The 17,330-nt window shown below is 69.0% G+C and carries 8 protein-coding genes; 2 read left to right on the forward strand and 6 right to left on the reverse strand.

The window, feature by feature from the left end; genetic code table 11:
- Nucleotides 1-229 precede the first annotated feature (229 nt).
- The 5 genes from VH571_RS16320 to VH571_RS16340 form a co-directional block, all read right to left on the reverse strand.
- A complete protein-coding gene (locus VH571_RS16320; protein ID WP_233572921.1) occupies nt 230-736 on the reverse strand; it encodes a hypothetical protein in 507 nt (168 codons plus the stop codon).
- Between the two features lie 129 nt (nt 737-865).
- Complete coding sequence (locus VH571_RS16325) at nt 866-1,348, reverse strand: FBP domain-containing protein (RefSeq protein WP_423265478.1); 483 nt, start codon at nt 1,346-1,348, stop codon at nt 866-868.
- A 204-nt stretch (nt 1,349-1,552) separates the two neighbouring features.
- Nucleotides 1,553-2,314 carry a tryptophan-rich sensory protein gene (locus tag VH571_RS16330; protein WP_423265479.1) on the reverse strand — a complete coding sequence of 254 codons (762 nt, stop codon included), beginning with the start codon at nt 2,312-2,314 and terminating at the stop codon, nt 1,553-1,555.
- A gap of 168 nt (nt 2,315-2,482) precedes the next feature.
- The gene (locus VH571_RS16335; protein WP_423265480.1) at nt 2,483-3,946 is read right to left on the reverse strand and encodes a hypothetical protein; all 1,464 of its coding nucleotides are present in this window, start codon (nt 3,944-3,946) and stop codon (nt 2,483-2,485) included.
- On the reverse strand, nt 3,943-12,162 hold the full coding sequence (locus VH571_RS16340) for a pectinesterase family protein (protein WP_423265481.1): 8,220 nt from the start codon (nt 12,160-12,162) through the stop codon (nt 3,943-3,945). Before VH571_RS16340 ends, VH571_RS16335 begins: the two co-directional genes overlap by 4 nt.
- A gap of 365 nt (nt 12,163-12,527) precedes the next feature.
- Here VH571_RS16340 and VH571_RS16345 point away from each other — a divergent pair, with 365 nt between their 5' ends.
- Together VH571_RS16345 and VH571_RS16350 are read left to right on the forward strand one after the other, a co-directional pair.
- Nucleotides 12,528-14,468, forward strand: coding sequence for a LamG-like jellyroll fold domain-containing protein (locus VH571_RS16345; protein WP_423265482.1), 1,941 nt, complete (start codon nt 12,528-12,530; stop codon nt 14,466-14,468).
- A 238-nt stretch (nt 14,469-14,706) separates the two neighbouring features.
- Complete coding sequence (locus VH571_RS16350) at nt 14,707-15,357, forward strand: HAD family hydrolase (protein ID WP_423265514.1); 651 nt, start codon at nt 14,707-14,709, stop codon at nt 15,355-15,357.
- Nucleotides 15,358-15,419: 62 nt separating this feature from the next.
- On the opposite strand, the gene VH571_RS16355 is transcribed toward VH571_RS16350, so the two are convergent.
- On the reverse strand, nt 15,420-17,267 hold the full coding sequence (locus tag VH571_RS16355; RefSeq protein ID WP_423265483.1) for an alpha/beta hydrolase family protein: 1,848 nt from the start codon (nt 17,265-17,267) through the stop codon (nt 15,420-15,422).
- Between the last annotated feature and the right edge of the window lie 63 nt (nt 17,268-17,330).

A 17,330-nucleotide genomic window follows, 5' to 3' on the forward strand; every position in this document is an offset into this window, starting at 1 on the left:
GGGCGCCCGCGCCGAGTGGGAGTACAGCGAGGTGCCCGGCGGCACGCGAATCGACTGGACCTACACCTTCTTCGCAAGGCCGCGCGCCGGGCTCGTGCTCCGCGGCATCATGTCGCTGCTCTGGGGCCCCTACATGCGCCGGGTGCTGNMCCMCCCSCCGACTCCTCATAACACCCGCCGACCTCCCGCGGGGCCTTGAACGGGCCTCGCCCAGGCGAAGGGGCCGCCGTCAGCCGTGTGCGAGCAGTTCGAGCCCGATCACCGCGAGGCCGAGCACGACTTCGGCGAGCAGCACGACGGCCTTCTGCCAGAACGGCAGGGTGATCCGGCGGACGGCGAGGAATCCCACGAAGGCCAGCGTCGCGATGAGCACCACGACCGCCGCCTGGATCGCAGCTTCGATCGACCACACGTCGAGCTGCGCGAGCAGCAGAAACACCATCGGCAGCACGACGACGCCGATCGAGCCGATGCTCACCGCGATCATGTGCCGGAGCTCCGGCGCGGTCGGCAGCTTCGCATGCACGGTCAGGTGGCTCAGCAGATCGGCCACGAAGACGGCGAGCAGGGTGCCGACTACAGCGATGAGCAGCGTGATCGCCGCCTGCCCCGGAGTGGTCTCGGAGGCGTGCGATTGAAGCGTGAGCACCACGGCGAGGCTCGTGAAGGTGACGTAGATGCGCTCCTTCAGGCTCTCGGCGCGCGCTTCGGCGTCGGGTGCGGGTCGGGTGCTCACCGGCTCAGCCTAGGCCGCGGGTGTCGTTCATCGTGCTGCGCGTCACTCACCGTTTCACGCATCACCCACCGTTTATTCGGTGCGCGATGCGTGAAACGGTTAGCGATGCTGACTGTCGGCTAACCGCACCTACACCGACGCAGCGAACGCAGCCACCCGCGACCGCAGCCGCACGACCTGCTCGTCACGGGCGGCGTCGGCGTCGAAGCCGAGGTACGCCTCGGGCGGACGGCGCCGGGCGTTGGTGGAGCACTCGAAGTCGGCACAGACGAGGGTGCCGAGCGTGTTGCCGTTGCGGCCCGAAGCCCCGGAGCGCTTGGCGCTGTAGAACACGACCGGGCTCGGCAGCGTGACGTCCTGGCACCAGGCGCACTGGGCACGAGCGGTCGGCGCCACGTCGCCCTGCCGCAGGAGGATCGCGGTGACTCCGTCGCCGGCGGACGGGATCACGGCGTAGGCCCGGCGCGGCATCTTGGGGTCGCGCCAGCCCAGGAAGTCGAGGGCGTCCCACTCGATTTCGCCGAACGAGGGCGGCAGCGTCAGGTCGGAGACCTCTTTGCGGGAGGCGTTCGAGAACGAGGAGCGGATGGTTTTTTCGGTCAGAGGAAGCACGGGTGATCACCAGTCAGAAGAGGGCGCGCGAGGGCGCAAGAAATCGGAAGCCGGCGGTGGGAACGCCGGAGAAGGGAGGGTCGGGGCTACCTGCCGCCGGCGAAAATGCCGCCGACGACCTCCCGACGCCCGCTGGGCTTCGCCGATCCGATGGTGTTCACGCCTCAAAGGTAACCCTTGAAGGCGTTCCGCGGATCCTTGTCTCTACGCTCGCGTCGTGCTCGCCGCTCCTCGCGCCGATCGCAGCCGGACGACGACCGTCGCGCCCACGATGACGACGACGGCGACGATCGCGGCCACCGCGGTGGGTGTCGACTCGGGCGAGCCGGACAGCCGCGCCTGGGCGATCCACGCGAGCCCCCACCCGAGCGACAGGGCCGGAGCGATGCGCCCGCGGCCGAGGATGGCCACGGCGAGGCCCACGAGGCCGGCGACCGCGACGATCACGACCGCCCAGAGATCGGGCGAGATGCCGAAGCCCTCGAAGCCTTCCGCGACGAGGAGAGCGGTGACGTTGGCGGCCGTCGCCACCGACACCCAGCCGAGGTAGAGCCCGACTGTTCCGTCGGTGACGACCGCGTCGACAACACTCGCGGACTTCGTCGTCGCGGCGATACGGAAGGAGATGACGAGCGAGACGAGCAGTGCCGCGATGACGGGCACACTCAGCCACAGCTGATCGAACTGGATGCTCAGGATCCAGGCCACGTTCAGCACGAGCGACCACGCGATCGGGTAGCCGAGTCGGCGGTGCCTCTCCGCGGTCGCCTGCGCTGGCAAGAACTGCCAGACCGCGTAGGCGACGAGGCCGAGGTAGATCAGACCCCAGATCTGGAAGGCACCCGTGCCAGGAGCGATCAGTGTGGCGTCGGCGGCGAGCGCGCCACCTGCGGCCTCGGCGATGGGAGTGCCGAAGAGCACGCCCGACCCGACGAACGAGCCGACGATTGCAATTACGGCACTCACCCCAACTGTTGCCTGTCGCCTACGGTCGCTTCGAGTGGGAGTCGCCATGACGATCATCTTGCCCTAGACGGCTCGCCGGTGACCCGACGCGAATCGGCCGATGTCACAGCGCCGCGGCGCGCGAGGTCGGCCGATTCGCGCGACCTCCCTCGCCGCGAGGTCGCGCCGCTAGAGCACGCCGCCCGGCAGGCGCCGCCGCCACAGCAGCCACGCACCGACGCCGACGCCGAGAAGGGCGAGGCCCCCGCCGACACCGGCGACGATCGGCAGGAGCGCGGACCGCGCCGAATCGGAGGGAGCGGCCAGCACCGCGGTCGGCGCACCCGCGGTCGGTGCCGACGCGCTACCGGGTGCGGCGATCGCGACCGGGGTGCCATCGACGCTGACGGCGACGTGCGAACGAACGGAGTCAGAGGCTCGGTTGGCCCAGCCCGTCGAGGTGGTGCCGCCCGACTGCCGCGCCTGGGCTGCCGCCGAAGTCGTCCCGCTCGATCCGGATGAGCTCGAGGATCCAGCGGATCCAGCCGACCCGGACGTCCCACTTGCACCGGGTGCCGGCGAAGACGTGACCGGAGAGCCCGGAGCGACAGGAGACCCGGGAGTCACCGGAGACGCGGGCGAACCGGGCTGCGCGGGGTCGTCGGCACACGACGCGACCTGCAGCTCGGCGCTGCGCGTCGTGCGCGGAGCCGCGTCGTCGCTCACTTCGACGCGATAGGCGCCCACGGCGAGACCCGCGAACTCGACGCGGTGGTCGAGGTCGTCGCCGACGAGCGACACGATGGGCTGACCGCTGGCCGAACCCGACCTGGTGAGAGCGACGTCGTAGCCCCGACCGGTCACGAGCGAAGCGATGTCGGCCGTGATCGACCTCGACCCGCCGACCGCGGTGCACTGCGAGATGGTGGTCTCGAGGCTCACCGGCCCGGCGCATCCGGGCAGTGTGACGCTCTCGACGGTCGAGAGCCCGTCGTCCGACTGGTCGGTGACGCGCACGACGTAGTCGACTCCCGCGGTCAGTCCGGAGAAGTGCTTCGTGATCTCCGGCTGGGTACGGAACTCGAAGTGCTTGACGACCTCTCCCCCGGCGAGCACCTCGATCAGATACGTGGTGCTGCGGCGGAGCGACCCGACGCTGAGATCGAGACCCTGCTGCGCACTGCGGTCCGGGTTGGTGCAGTTCGTGGTGGCCACCCGGAGGGAGACCGGCGAGCACGGGGTGGTCATGCCCGAGACGGTCGCGTCGGATCCTGAGCCCGGTGTGAAGTCGCGCCCCGCTGAATCTGCGCCGAACGAGTTGAGATCGACCGAGTAGCGGTGTGCGACGGTCGGGTCGAAGTCGTAGACGCCCGGAAAGCTGCCCTTGAACACGCGCCAGTCATCACCCGACGAATCACGCTGGGTCGACCCGTCGGTCTGGATCTCTCCGTCGACGACCACCCGCACCTCGCCCTTGTCGACGAAACCCTTCGGCTTCACGACGAGAGAGGAGCAGGTGTCCGAGATGCCCGGAACGGGCGCGGTCAGAGTGTCGGCATGGGCCGCCGGAGCGGCAAGGAAGGCGAGGCTCCCGGCCACGGCGACCGCGAGGGTCACCGCGGCCAGGCGGCGGGGCAGAGTCAAGGCGCTCATCGGGCGGTCGGGTTCCAGCCGTCGGTGCCGGCCAGGTAGCTCGAGGCGGTGAAGCCCGTCGCCGCGGAGTCGGTCAGCTGAGGTCGCGTGGCCGGGTCGACGATCGTCGCGCCGGCGCCCGTGTTCTGGTACTCCGAGAACCGGCCCGCCTTCCACGTGGTGACGGCGTCCCAGTCGTTCCAGGGCTTGGTCTGGACGATGCCGGCTCCGAGCTCGGTGTTGCGCACGACGACCTGGGCCTGGCCCTGAGTCGAATACGGGCGACCGAGGTAGACCGTGTTCGCGGCACCATCGGTCAGGATCCGGCTGTCGGCGATCAGGAAGCCGAACGGCGAGGCAGCGCCCACCGACGAGTCGGTGAGGGTCGCGCCGGGCCGGTCGAGCACGTGGATGGTGCTGCGGCTCACCACGGTGACGGCCCGTCCGAGGATCAGGTCGGACCCGCCCTCGATGTACGACGAGGTGATGAAGATGCGGCTGAATGTCGTCGCGTTCGCCGTCGACGCCAGAACCGTCTGCTTGTCACCGAGCAGTCGCACGTTGTCGAAGACCTGCTTGTCGCCCGACTTCACCTGCACCGCGGTGGCCTGCGCGCCGGCCGTGGTGGCGACGCTCTTCAGCGTCACCGCCCGCAGCGTCCACTGGTTGCCCGAGATGGTCATCGCGGCGACGGTTCCGCCGGGGGCGGTGATGACGACGTCCGAAGGATCCCCGGTGGCGCCGACGATGTTCACGCCGTAGCGGTTACCACTCACGATCGGGCCGGTGTACGTGCCGGGCTGGACCAGGATCGTGCGGTAGCCCTGCGCGGCGTAGTCGGCGTTGTTGGCGAGGAGGCCCGGGCTGGCAGCCACGAGTGCACCCGACGCGTCGACCTGGCCGAGGATCGCCTGGATCGAGGTCGCGTCGCCCGAACCGTCAGCCGCGACCACGTAGTCGACCTTGATCGGCGTCGCCGTGGCACCGGACGACGCCAGCGAGGCGTTGCCGGAGGCATCCCGAGCGACCACCGAATACGTGTAGGCGGTGCCGATGACGACGGTCGAGTCGACGAACTTGGTCGTCGAGGCCCCGGTGGAACCCGCGAGCGTCGCAGCTCCGGTGCCCGCGACGCGGTAGACGTCGTAGCCGGCGAGGTCGTCGTCGGAGTCGGCGGCCCAGCTCACGGTGACGGAGCCCTTGCCGAGCAGGGTCTGCAGCTTTGACGGAACCGCGGGGGCGATGCTGTCGCCCGGGGCGGGCGTCACCGTCACGGCGGCCGAGAGAGCCGACTCGTTGCCGAAGACGTCGACCGCGGTCACCCGGTACGAGTACTCGGTTCCGTTCGCCAGGCCCTGGTCGGTGCGCGTCGCACCGGTGAGGAGGCTGTCATTCACCTTCGTGCCATCGCGGTAGACGTTGTAGCCGGCGAGGTCGGACTCGGTGTTCGGAGTCCACGAGAGGATCGCCTTCGAGTCGGCCGCGGCACCCGCGACACCGACCGGGGCCGCCGGCGGCGCGGTGTCGGCGGGAGTCGCCGAAACCGTGACTGCGGAGGAACGGTTGCCCGAGGCGTCTTTGGCCACCACGGCGTAGGTGTACGCGGTGCCGTTGACGAGCCCGGTGTCGGTGAAGCTGGTGACCAGACCCAAGGATCCGACGAGCGTCGCCTGCGACGGCGTCACACTCGCCCCGGTGGACCGGTAGACGTTGTACCCGCCGAGGTCGCTGTCCCCCGGAGCCGTCCAGGTCAGCGTCGCCGACCGGTCGCCCGTGCTGGCCGCGAGCGCCGAGACCGGCGCCGGAGCCGTGACGTCGGCCGGGGTGGCCGGGTCGGCGACCGCGGGGTACCAGGTCGGCGCGCCGAGCCAGTTCGCGACCGTGACGGTCGTCGACTCCGCGGGCGACAGCTGCGGGCGCGACACGGTGACGGTCGAGCCGGCTCCGGTGTTGCCGTACTCGGCGAAGCGCGCGTTGAGCCACGCGTACCCGTTGAAGTCCTGCCACGGCGCCGACTTAATTCCGGCCCCGAGGGCGGTGTCGCGCACGATGGCCTGCGGCGCGTTCGCCGCGGTCGTCGTGCCCTGGGCGTACGGGCCGCCGAGGCGGACGTCGCTCACTCCGGCGGCCGGGGTGATCGCCCCGCCGATGACCAGGATCCCGTTGCCGCCCGCGGCTGTCGTCGACGGGATGAAGACGGTGCCGGAGGTGCGGGTCGGGGTGATTGTCGTGGCGTGGATGACGAGCGTGGCACGACCGAGGACGATGTTGGTCGCGCCCTGGATGGTCGACGACTCGATCAGCTGGCGGCTGGTCGCCCCGGCGGTCGGAACGTCGGCCCACACGGCCCGGTCGGTGGCGCTGAGAGCGACGCCGGTGAGCAGTACCTTGTCGCCGGTCATGGAGACCGCCGGGCCGTTGCTGACGCCGGAGGTGTTCGCGATGCCCACGTTCGAGACGGTGACGTTCGATCCGGTGATGCCGACGGTCGGCGTTGCGGTGGTGTTCGTCAGCGTGACGTCCGAGGATCCTGCGCCCGCGCCGATGATCGTGACGTTCGAGCGCGCGATCGTGGTCGTGCCGGTGTAGGTGCCGGGCTGGACCTTGATCACCCAGGGGGCGGTGCCGGTCGCCGCGTCGACCGCGGACTGCAGCGTCGGATACCGGGTGCCGGCCTCGACGGTGGCGTCGATACGGAGGCTCGGGGTCACGGTCGCCACGGTGGAGAGGGCGGATTCGTTGCCCGCCGAGTCGATGGCCGAGACCCGGAAGTCGTACGACTGCCCGTTCGTCAGGCCGGTGGCCGTGTAACCGGCCGTGGTCGTGGTGCCGACGAGGTCGCCTTGACGGTAGACCCGGTAGCCGACGACGTCGGCCTCGGTGCTCTCCTGCCAGGCGAGCACGGCCTGCGAGCTCCCGGCACCGGCCGTGACGCCGACGGGGGCGGACGGCGCGGCAGCGGTGGCGGGGTCGACGACGGGGTTCCAGCCGTCGGTGCCGGCCAGGTAGATCGCGGGCGTGGCCTGCGCCGCCTGGGCGACGGTCAGCTGGGGCCGGTTCGCGTTCGTGGTCGCACCCGGTCCGGTCGTGCCCGATTCGGCGAAGCGGCCGTCGGTCCAGACGTTCGGCGCGAAGTCGACCCAGGGCTGGGCGGTCGAGATGCCGGCCGACATCCAGGTGTTCTTGATCGTCGTCTCGCCGCGCGAGTTGTCGGCGTAGACCCCGTCACTCCAGGAGCGCCACGGGCGGCCGAGGGCGAACGAACCGTCGTTGTCGCTCGCGATGCGGCTATCGACGACGAGGTAGCCGTGCGACTTGCTCGCGGTGCTCGGCGCGAAGATGGTGCCGCCGTTGTGGGCGGTGGCATGGATCGTCGTCCGGTCGAAGACCGCCGTCGCGCGACCGAAGATGAAGTCGACGTTGCCCTCGATGAAGCTGTTGACGTAGTACTGGCGCGGGTAGCCCGAGCCGTCGGCCGAGATGTTGCCGTTGGCGTCGGCGTTCAGGGTGTCCTGCACGCCGAGGAGTCGCACGTTGCTGTACACCTGGCGGTCGCCGGTGGCGCGGAGGGCGACGGCCTGCGTGTTGAAGTTGCCGATCTCGGGGTGCGAGGCGCTGTCGAACGAGTTGCGGATGGTGAGATCGCGCACCTGCACACCGGCACCGCTGAGGGTGACGGTGGCGCTGCCCGCGGTGCCGCAGGTCGCAGCCGTGACCGCGGGGCAAGTGGAGGCGGAGCTCGCCGTGCCGTTGGCGTTGTCGAAGGTCAGGACGACGTCGCGGGCGTTTCCGGTGGTGCCGGCGATGATCACGTTGGCCTTGGCCGACGAGACGACGCCGCGGTAGGTGCCGGGCGCGACGAGGATCACCTTCGGCTTGGTCGACGTTCCCGCGGTAATCGCGGTCAGCGCCTGCTGCAGGGTCGTGTAGTCGCCCGACCCGTCGGCGGCGACCGTGAGGTCGGCGACGAGAGGCGTGACGGCGGGGGTGGCCGAGGCTTTCGCCCCGTCCGACACGAGGCCGGCGCGATCAACGGCCACGACGAGGTAGTGGTACTCGGTGCCGTTGGTCAGTCCCTTGTCGACGAAGGTCGGCTTGGCGACCTCGGCGACCAGGTGGGCTGCATCGACCTCGACGTCGTCGGAGCCGGCCGAGCGGTAGACCCGGTACGCGGTCACGTCGGCCTCGACCGAGTCGTTCCACGACAGGCCGACCTGCTTCTCGGCGGGGGTCGCGACGAGACCGGTGACGCTCGCCGGAGCGATGTCGGCGGCGGGGTCGACGACCGGGTTCCAGCCGTCGGAGCCGGCGAGGTAGGTGGCGGAGGTGTAGCCGGACGCCTGCGCGTCAGAGAGCTGGGGCCTGGTGGCGGAGACGCCGGATCCTGGGCCCGAGTTGTCGTACTCGCCGAATCGCGCGCTCTGCCACTGCGTGGTGATGCCGCTGTTGACCATGTTGGTCCAGGTCTGGGTGGAGCTCACGACCGGTCCGAGCCAGGTGTCGCGCACGACGACCTGTGCCACGGCGTTGGTGTCGGCGACGGAGGTGCCGTCGGCCTGGGCCTTGCCGGGCTGCCACGGGCGACCGAGGTTCTGAGAGCCGTCGGGGGCGCTGCCGATGATGCGGCTGCCCGTGATCAGGATCCCGAACTTCTGCGACAGGTCGGTGCTGGCCGCGGTGACCGCTCCGTTGGGCGAGGTGCCGTGGTCGAGCGCCTTCAGCGTGGAGTCGTCGATGACGACGGTGCCGCGTCCGAAGATGAAGTCGACGTCACCCTCGACGTAGCCGCCGTGGAAGTACGAGCGGGCTGGGGTGGCCGACGACGGGCTGTTGGCGTACCACGTGTCTTGGTTGCCGAGCAGACGCACGTTGTCGTAGGTCAGGCGATCGCCGGTGGTGCGGAGCGCGACGGCCTGGCCGTTCGCATAGGTGCCCTCGACGTAGGAGTTCTCGACGGTGAGGCTGCGGAGCTGCACGTTGTTGCCGGTGATCACGAGGGTGGCGCTGCCCGAGGTGCCGTAGGTGTCGGCGACGCCGTTCGTCGAGGTGCCGGTCGGGGTGCCCGCGGCGCGGTTGCCCGTAATGACGACGTCGGAGGCGCGACCCGTTGCGCCGACCACGATCGTGTACGGCTTCTGGATCGTGTCGTACTCGGCGTAGCGGCCCGCGGCGAGCGAGATGACGGTCGGGTCGGTCGCTGTTCCCGCCGGGGCTGCGGCGAGTGCGTCGGAAAAGGTCGTGAAGTGCGTGGCCCCATCCGAGGTGCCCGCGGGATCGACGGTGATGTCGGTCACGAGGGGTGCGGCGGCGACGACCGCGGTCACAGCGGCGGACGGCAGCGACGAGACGCCGGTGCGCGACGTGGCCACGACGACGTAGCGGTAGGTGGCGCCGTTGACGACCGTCGTGTCGCTGAAGGTCGGGGAGTCGACCGAGGCGATCTTCGAGAAGGCACCGGTCTCGTCGGCGCGCAGCACGTTCCATCCGGTGACGGCGGCCGAGGTGTCGTCACTCCAGGTGAGGTGGACGACCCGCGAGTCGGGGGCGGCGACGAGGTCGGTCGGGGTGGTCGGGACGGCCGTGGGCGCCGCGGTGACGGGGTTCCAGCCGTCTTTGCCGGCGAGGTACTTGTCCGGGGTGGCGTTAGCCGCGTCTTTGGCGGTGAGCTGCGGGCGGTTCGCGTTGACGGTGGCGCCGGGGCCGGTGTTGCCGAACTCGGCGAAGCGGGCGCTCTGCCAGGTGAAGTTGACCTTGACGCCGGCGGAGTTGGTCGACGCCATGTCGTCCCAAGGGGCGGCGGTGTCGACGGCGGCGGGAAGCCAGGTGTTCATCACCACGACGGAGGCGAGGGCCGAGGGGTCGGCGCTCGGGTGCCACGGGCGGCCGAGGTTGATGGTGCCGGCGGCAGCGTTGCTGACGACCTTGCTGTCGGTGATCAAGAAGCCGTACTTGCTGCCCTTGTCGGTGCTGGCAGCGGTCAAGTAGCCGTTGTTCGCCTTGCCGCGGTCGAGCGAATTGAAGGTGTCGCGCTGGAAGACAGCGGTACCGGCACCGAAGAGGTAGTCGACGTCGCCCTCGAGGTAGCTGTCGACGTAGTACTGGCGGATCCTGGTGGTCGGCTTCGGGGTGTCGGCCAGAAGGGTGTCCTGGTTGCCGAGCAGACGAACGGTGTCGGCGACGAACCGGTCGCCCTCGACGCGGAGGGCGACGGCCTGCGCGCTGGTGATCTGCGGGTTCGCGGCCTCGTCGAAGGTGTTCGCGACGGTGAGGTGGTCGAGGGTGATGTTGGAGCCGGTCACGAAAACGACGGCGCTGCCCGCGGTGCCGAGGGTCGACTCGGGCTCGTCGGGGTCGGAGCTGCCGGAGGCGCGGGCCGAGCGGATGACGACGTCGCCGGGCTTGGCGCCCAGTCCGTGCAGGGTCACGTTCGACTGCGCGATCTCGAACGACTCGTCGTAGGTGCCGGGCGCGATGTCGACGCGGTAGTTCGCCAGCGACGACTTCGGGATGGAGGCAAGCGCCGCCGTGATGGTCGGGAAGAGCCCCTGGGGGCCGACGGTCAGGACCGTCTGCACGAGCGGGATCGGGATGGGGGTGGTGAGCGAGGTGCCCGAGACGGTGCTGCTCGCCTTCGAGACGTTGCCGACCGTGTCGCGCGCGGTGATCCGGTAGTAGACGGTCACGCCCTTGGGGGCGCTCGAGTCGACGAAGCGCGGCGAGACGCCCGCGTCGGCGGTCGAGACGGTGGAGAGGAGCACGTAGGTGCCCGACGAGGCGGTGCTGCGCGAGACGGAGTAGCCGGCGACGTCGAGGTCCTTCGGCGCAGTCCAGGCGAGGTCGAGACCGGCCGTGGCGTCCTGGGTCACCTTGAACGACGACGGCGCTCCGGGAGCCACGTTCGGGTTGTTGGCCGTCACGGCGAGGTACGAGGAGGTGTTGCCCGAGGTGTCGACCGCGCGGATCCGGTAGTAGTCGGTCTCCCCCTCCGTCACCGAGACGTCGGTGAAGGTCGTCGCGACCAGGGCCTTGGCGCTGCCGGTCGGCAGGTACGGCACGTAGACCTCGTCGCCGTTGCGCTTGGTGACGAGGTAGCCGGCGAGGTCGGCCTCGGTGTTGGCCTTCCAGGTGACGGTCACTCCACCCGTGGCGAGGACGACGACCTTGGGGCTCGACGGCGCCTTCGGGGGTGTCGTGTCGCCGGGAACGACGACGCTCGCGGTGACGACCGAGCTCGAGCCGACGGCGTTGGTCGCGGTCAGCGTGTAGTACGAGGTGGCGCCGGCCGGGGCGCCGGCATCCGAGAAGCTCGTGGCGGTGGGCGACGACGCATTGATCCGAGAGAAGGATCCGCCGGCACTCGTTCCCCGCGACAGCACATAGCCGGTCGCACCGCTCGAGGCGGTCCACGACAGTGCGGGCACGTTGCCCGAGCCGAGCTTCACCGAGAAGCCCGTCGGCGTTGCCGGCGCGACCGGCGCACCCGCCGGGCGGGTGGCCGTTGCGCTCGTCGCACTCGACACGTTTCCGGTGAGGTCGACCGCGGTGATCCGGTAATACGACTTCGTGCCCGAGGGGGCCTGGGAGTCGGTGAACTGCGACGTCGACAGCGGGCTCGAGGTGAGCAGCGTGTAGGTGCCGCTCGACGACGTGGCACGCGACACCGAATACCCCTTGAGGTCGGGCTCGTCGTTGTCGGCCCAGTCGAGGGAGACACTTCCGGCCGAGACGGAGGCCTTCACACTCGCGGGCGCATCGGGCTTGGTCGTGTCTTTAGCGACGATGCTCTTGACGCTCGAGAGCTTCGAGACGTTGCCGGTCTTGTCGACCGCCGCGACGGCGTAGAAGTACGAGGTGCCGCCGGTCGCCGCCGGGTCGGTCACCTTGACGGCCGTGGTCGAGGCCACGAGCGTCGACGAAGTGGTCACACTCGTCGACGTCGACCGGTAGACGCGGTAGGTGGCGAGGTCGGAGGCCGAGACCTTGCCCCAGGTCACGACGGCGCCGACACCGCCGAAGTAGGAGGTGGCCAGGCTACTCGGCGCCGACGGGGCGGTCGTGTCGGTCGCACCGAAGGCGCTCTGCAGCGGGAGCGCCGCGGCGGCCAAGGCGGCGATGCCGAGCGCCGCACCGGCGACGTGAAGGCGCTTTCTCGTGCGGGCACGCGTGCGGGGTCGCAATGACGACTCGGGCGGAGTCGACGGCGCAGAGAAATCGGGCGCAGAAAAGGGTGCGGGCATGGCTTTCGGGAGCCTTCAGCTGAGCGCCATAGCCGGGCGAGCGCACACCAAAAGAACTGCCGGGTAAGCAAGGTGGACGGCGCGATCGGGTATCGCGGAATTCGGGTTGTGATCTCACGCGCTGTGCTCGGGTAAGCACAACTCGTGTCCCCATAGTGGGGGACTCGTCACCGAAAATCAAGTAAAACTCAGAAGCGTCGTCGGCGTAGTTCAGCCGACGCAGGCCGACTCCGCCCGGAGGCTCAGTCCGTGAGACGTGCCGCGGATCCTTGGCGTTGCCACACCTTGCCCTGCGGTGAACGGGACGACTCGTGTTCACCACGTGGTCGCGTGTCGTTCCGCGCCGATCGCTATCGTCCGGCGCTGTGAAGAACTCGCCCCGTGATCCCGAGCACACGCCCCTCTCCCGCCGCGGCTTCCTCGTCGGTTCCGGCCTAGCCGGTGCTGCCGGCCTCGCTGCAGCGAACGCTCTGCAGAGCGCGCCCGCTGTCGCCGCACCGCTCCCCCCGATCGCCGGCGCGGCCCTGCCGCTGACCGCCTCAGCGGTTTCGACTCAGACGGCCGCGTCAGGAAAGTCGGGACGCTGGAAGCCGGACACCACCTCCCCGCGTTTCACCGTCGCGGTGATGCCCGACACCCAGTACATGTTCGACGGGGCGGCGGTCGACGAGGCGCCGATGCGCGCCTCGCTCGAGTACGTCGTTCGCGAGCAGGCCCGTCACAACACCGTCTTTCTCGTGCACCTCGGCGACCTGACCCAGAACGGAGCGGCGTCCGAGATGACGGCGGCCGGGGCGGTCTTCGATGTGCTCGACCGAGCGCACGCGCCCTACAGCGTGCTCGCCGGCAACCACGACATCGACTCCTCGACCACCGACCAGCGCGGCCCGACGCCCTACCTCGACGTGTTCGGCCCGAAGCGATTCCGGCGAGCACCGGGCTGGATCGGGTCGAGCCCCGACGGCTACAACAGTGCGCATCGCTTCACCGCGGCCGGTCGCGAATGGATCGTCCTCGCCCTCGACTGGCGGACGAGCGCGAGCGGCCTCGCCTGGGCCAGCTCGGTCTTGGCGGCACGACCGCACTCGCCGGTGATCCTCACCACGCACACGCTCGTCGACTCGGATCCGACCGGAGGCGCCGCGTTCGACGCCTACGGGCAGCAGCTCTGGGATGACTTCATCGCCGACCACGACCAGGTGTTCCTCACCCTCAACGGCCATTACTGGGGGCCGGGGCGCACCACGAAGCGGAACGCCGCCGGCCACGACGTCGCCCTGCACCTGACCAACTATCAGAACCGCTACTACGGCGGGGCGGCAATGATCCGGCTCTATCACGTCGATCTCGAACGGAACGTGATCGACGTCGAGACCCTGTCTCCCTTCTTGCTCGGCGGCGGCCTCGGCGCCTCCAATGAGCTCGCGGCGCAGGAGCTCACGCTCAGCGGAGACGTCGACCGCTTCACCATGGAGGTGGACTTCGACGCCCGGTTCGCCGGCTTCGCGCCGATCGCGCCACGCCCCTCTCGCTCGGCGGCTCGAATGCTGGTGCCGGGAACCCTCGCGTACTGGCGCTTCGACGGCCACTCGGATGGTGCCGCGCTCGCTTCGTCGACGCGAGTGCGCGACCAGAGCGGTCACGGGAACCACCTCGAAGTGGCCCCGCGGGCCGGCGCCGTCGCGGGGGCGCTGCGCTGGTCGACCGACCACCACCCCGACCAGCCGGGTGCGGGAAGCCTCGCGCTGCAGGGCGGTAGGCCCGCTGGCCAGCATCTGCAGACGGTGAACGCCGCGCCGATCAACAAGCAGCGCTTCACCGGCGGGTACACCGTCGAGGCGTTCTTCTTCCTGCCGACGACATTCGACCCCAGCGCAAACGGCTTCAGCGCCCTGCTCTCGCAGTTCTCGAGTGCGGGCCAGGCCGGCAAGGCCCGGGGTGCGGGCGGCGACCCCGACGAGCCCGCGGTGACGCTGAGCCTCTCGGGCGACCGCGAGCTGCAGTGGTGCGTCTATCCGGCAAGCCAGGACGGCTCGCTGACGAACTGGGGGCACGAGCTCCCGCTCGGAAAGTGGTGGCACGTCGCCGTGGTCAACGACCGGTCACACACGGTGATGTACGTCGACGGATGCCCGGTGGTGAGAAACCCGTCGACGCGCAACCGTGGGCTGATGACCATCGGCAAGCCGTGGCTGCTCGGCGGGTACCGCTACGGCGGCGTACTCGACCAGGTGTTCGTCGGGTCGATCGGCGACGTGCGGATCGTCGGCCGCGCCCTGGAGCCGGGCGAGTTCATGGTCGCGTGATCCGGTGGGCGGTCGCCTCTTCGAGTCGTCGAAGACGCCAGCGTGTCGCCGTGGCCTGGAGTCGCCACCCTTCGACCGTACGCTCGCAGACGAACCGGCCGAAGGGGGTTGACCGCGTCCACTGTGACCAGAAGAGTGTGCTGTTTCGTGTGAGCACGAGCTATCCCCGTTCTTACCTCGCACCGAACACCAGGAGGCTCCCATTACTGAGGCACATGACACCACCGCGCACGCGGTCCTGTTCGACATCGACGGCACGCTCGTCGACTCGAACTTCCTCCACGTCGACGCGTGGAACACCGCCTTCGTCGACCTCGGCCTCAGCGTGCCATCGTGGCGCATCCAGAGCGCTATCGGGGCCGACGGCTCGGAGCTCCTCTCGCAGCTCATCGGAGATGAATCCGACGAGGTCAAGACGAGAGCTACAGAGCTGCACTCGACCCACTTCCAGAAGCTGACTCCGCGTCTCCGACTGCTTCCGGGCGCTCGAGACCTGGTCAAAGCTGTCGCCGATCGGGGTTCTCGCGTCGTACTCGCGACATCGGCTCCGCAGGAGGAACTCGATCACCTCCTCGAGCTGCTCGACATCGACGACCTCCTCTACGCGGTGACGTCGGGCGAAGACGTGGAGACCTCCAAGCCCGAACCCGACATCATCGCTATCGCCCTGGAGCGTGCCGGTGTCGAGGCGGCCTCGGCGGTCATGGTCGGAGACGCCGTCTGGGATATCAAGTCGGCTACCGCAGCGGGCGTGCCGACCGTAGCCCTTCGCTCGGGCGGGACGGGACGAGCCGAACTGCTCGAGGCCGGTGCCGCCGCTGTCTACGACGACGCCGCCGACCTGACGCACCACATCGCATCGAGCCCGCTGGGGCGGCTCTGGGAGTAGGGCGAGCAGAAAACCCCCGATTTCTCGGGGGTTTTCTGTGATTGCTCAGCTACAGGACGGCTCTACCGCGTGTAGGTCAAGGTATTCGAGACCGACACGATCGTGACGACGCAGGCCATGATGAAGCCACCGATGTACGGATTACCGGTCGCGCGGTAGATCTTTCTCGTGACGACAGCCGCGACAGGCAGGATCACGACGATCGGGAACAGCCAGATGCTGTTGATGCCGCCGAAGCCGGAGATCAGCTCGCCTGTGATGAAGAAGTGCGAGTACTGAGCGATCACGAGAATGATCGGGGCTATCCCGTTAGCGAGTGCGAGGACTGCCGTGTTGCCCCATTCCCGTCCGCGGATGGCGAACCGGTTGAAGGAGTTGATGGCAACCGAGTTGGCCAGGAAGTACAGGAGGAAGAACGGCAGGTAGATGCCGGCGATCGCGAGCTTGTTCGGCGTGAAGGTCGGGATCGCGATGACCCAGAGTCGGAAGTCGGTCGTAAAGAAGTACGCCAGCACGAACACGATCAGGAACGCGGAGGCGACCACGATCGCTCCCAGAAGGATCCCCTGCCAGAACCGCTTCCAGCCCGGCAGCACGCCGATGTCGCGGAGGCTCACACCGGTGCGCCTGCCGACGACGCGGTACGACACCGTCATGATGACGATCGCGACGAGGCCGTTGAGGGCCGCCCAGAGGGCGATGATCCACACCGCACCCTGCGGGTTGATCGGGGGATCACCGAGGAAGCTGACGGTACCGACTGCGGTGTTCGCACTGATGATCCAATAGCTGACACCCGACACGATCGCCGAGACGACGAGGCTGCCCCAGAACCACAGCAGCCCCCGTCCCTCGCGGGGAACGAGCGCCGGAGCGGGGCCGGCCCGCAACCCGGCAAATGCCCTGGTGCCGAGGAGGGAGGTGGCGAAGGCAATCAGGAACATCCCGAATCCGACGAGGCCGAGAGCGTTGAAGCCCTCTTTCAGCTGCCAGATCTGCGAGCCCGGGGCGATGGCGGTGGGTGCCCCGAGGGTCTTGTCGAAGTACGTGAGAAGCGACGTCACCTCCTGCTTCGAGAACGGCCCCCAGGGGTGAGTCTGGGCCGGGTTGTCGATCTCGCGGACGGCATCCCGCCCATCGACCGACTGGGTGTAGGTCGTGTACGGCTTGCGAGCGGCCTGGCCCGACGGGTCGGCACCGAAGTGGAGGAACGATTGGGCGTTCGGGGTGCCGATGTAGTCGCGCGGGGCGGTGAGTGCGACCCCGTTGGCGTCGTAGCTGCGGAAGAAGAACTCGTCGTACTGGTCGGCCTGCACTCCGACGTCGCGATCGCCGTAGTAGTTAACGTACTTACCCGTCTCGTCCGTGTAGATCGGATCGTTGTCGACGAGATAGACCGACGAGATGAGGGGGGTCGCAGCCTTGTCGTCGATGGGAATGGCGAAGTTGGCCGCACGGGCTCCGTTGGAGTGGCCGCTGATGCCGATTCGCGTCGTGTCGACGTACGGCAGGCTGGCGATCTCCTTGACTCCGTCGTACATGCCGGTGGCGGCGTCCATCTCGTGGCCCTCTTGCAACGGGTCGGATGAGGCGTGTCCGTACATGTCGATAGACAGAACGACGTAACCACGGCGGGCGAGCTCGACGTAGTTGGAGTCTTGCATCTGCTTGTTGTTCCACCAGCCGTGGGCCAGCACGATGGCGGGGCGCTTGTCGTCGGCGCTGGCACCGTCCGGGACGAGCAGGAGAGCGCTCATGGTCTTGCCCGAGCCGGTCACCCAGCTCATGTCGTGGATCTTGACCGCTCCTCCGGCGGTCTGCACGATAGAGGCGCCAATCGAAGAGACCAACATGATGACCAGAGAGAGAACCAGCCAGAACAGCGGTCTCTTGTGTTTCGTGAGGTGCACTTTTCCCTACTTCATTGTCGGGACCGACCAGACCATTCTGAATCGGAACTGAGAAGAACCTTG

Origin of the sequence: Frondihabitans sp. 4ASC-45, assembly GCF_049472575.1 — a bacterium.
Classification (GTDB): Bacteria; Actinomycetota; Actinomycetes; order Actinomycetales; family Microbacteriaceae; genus Frondihabitans.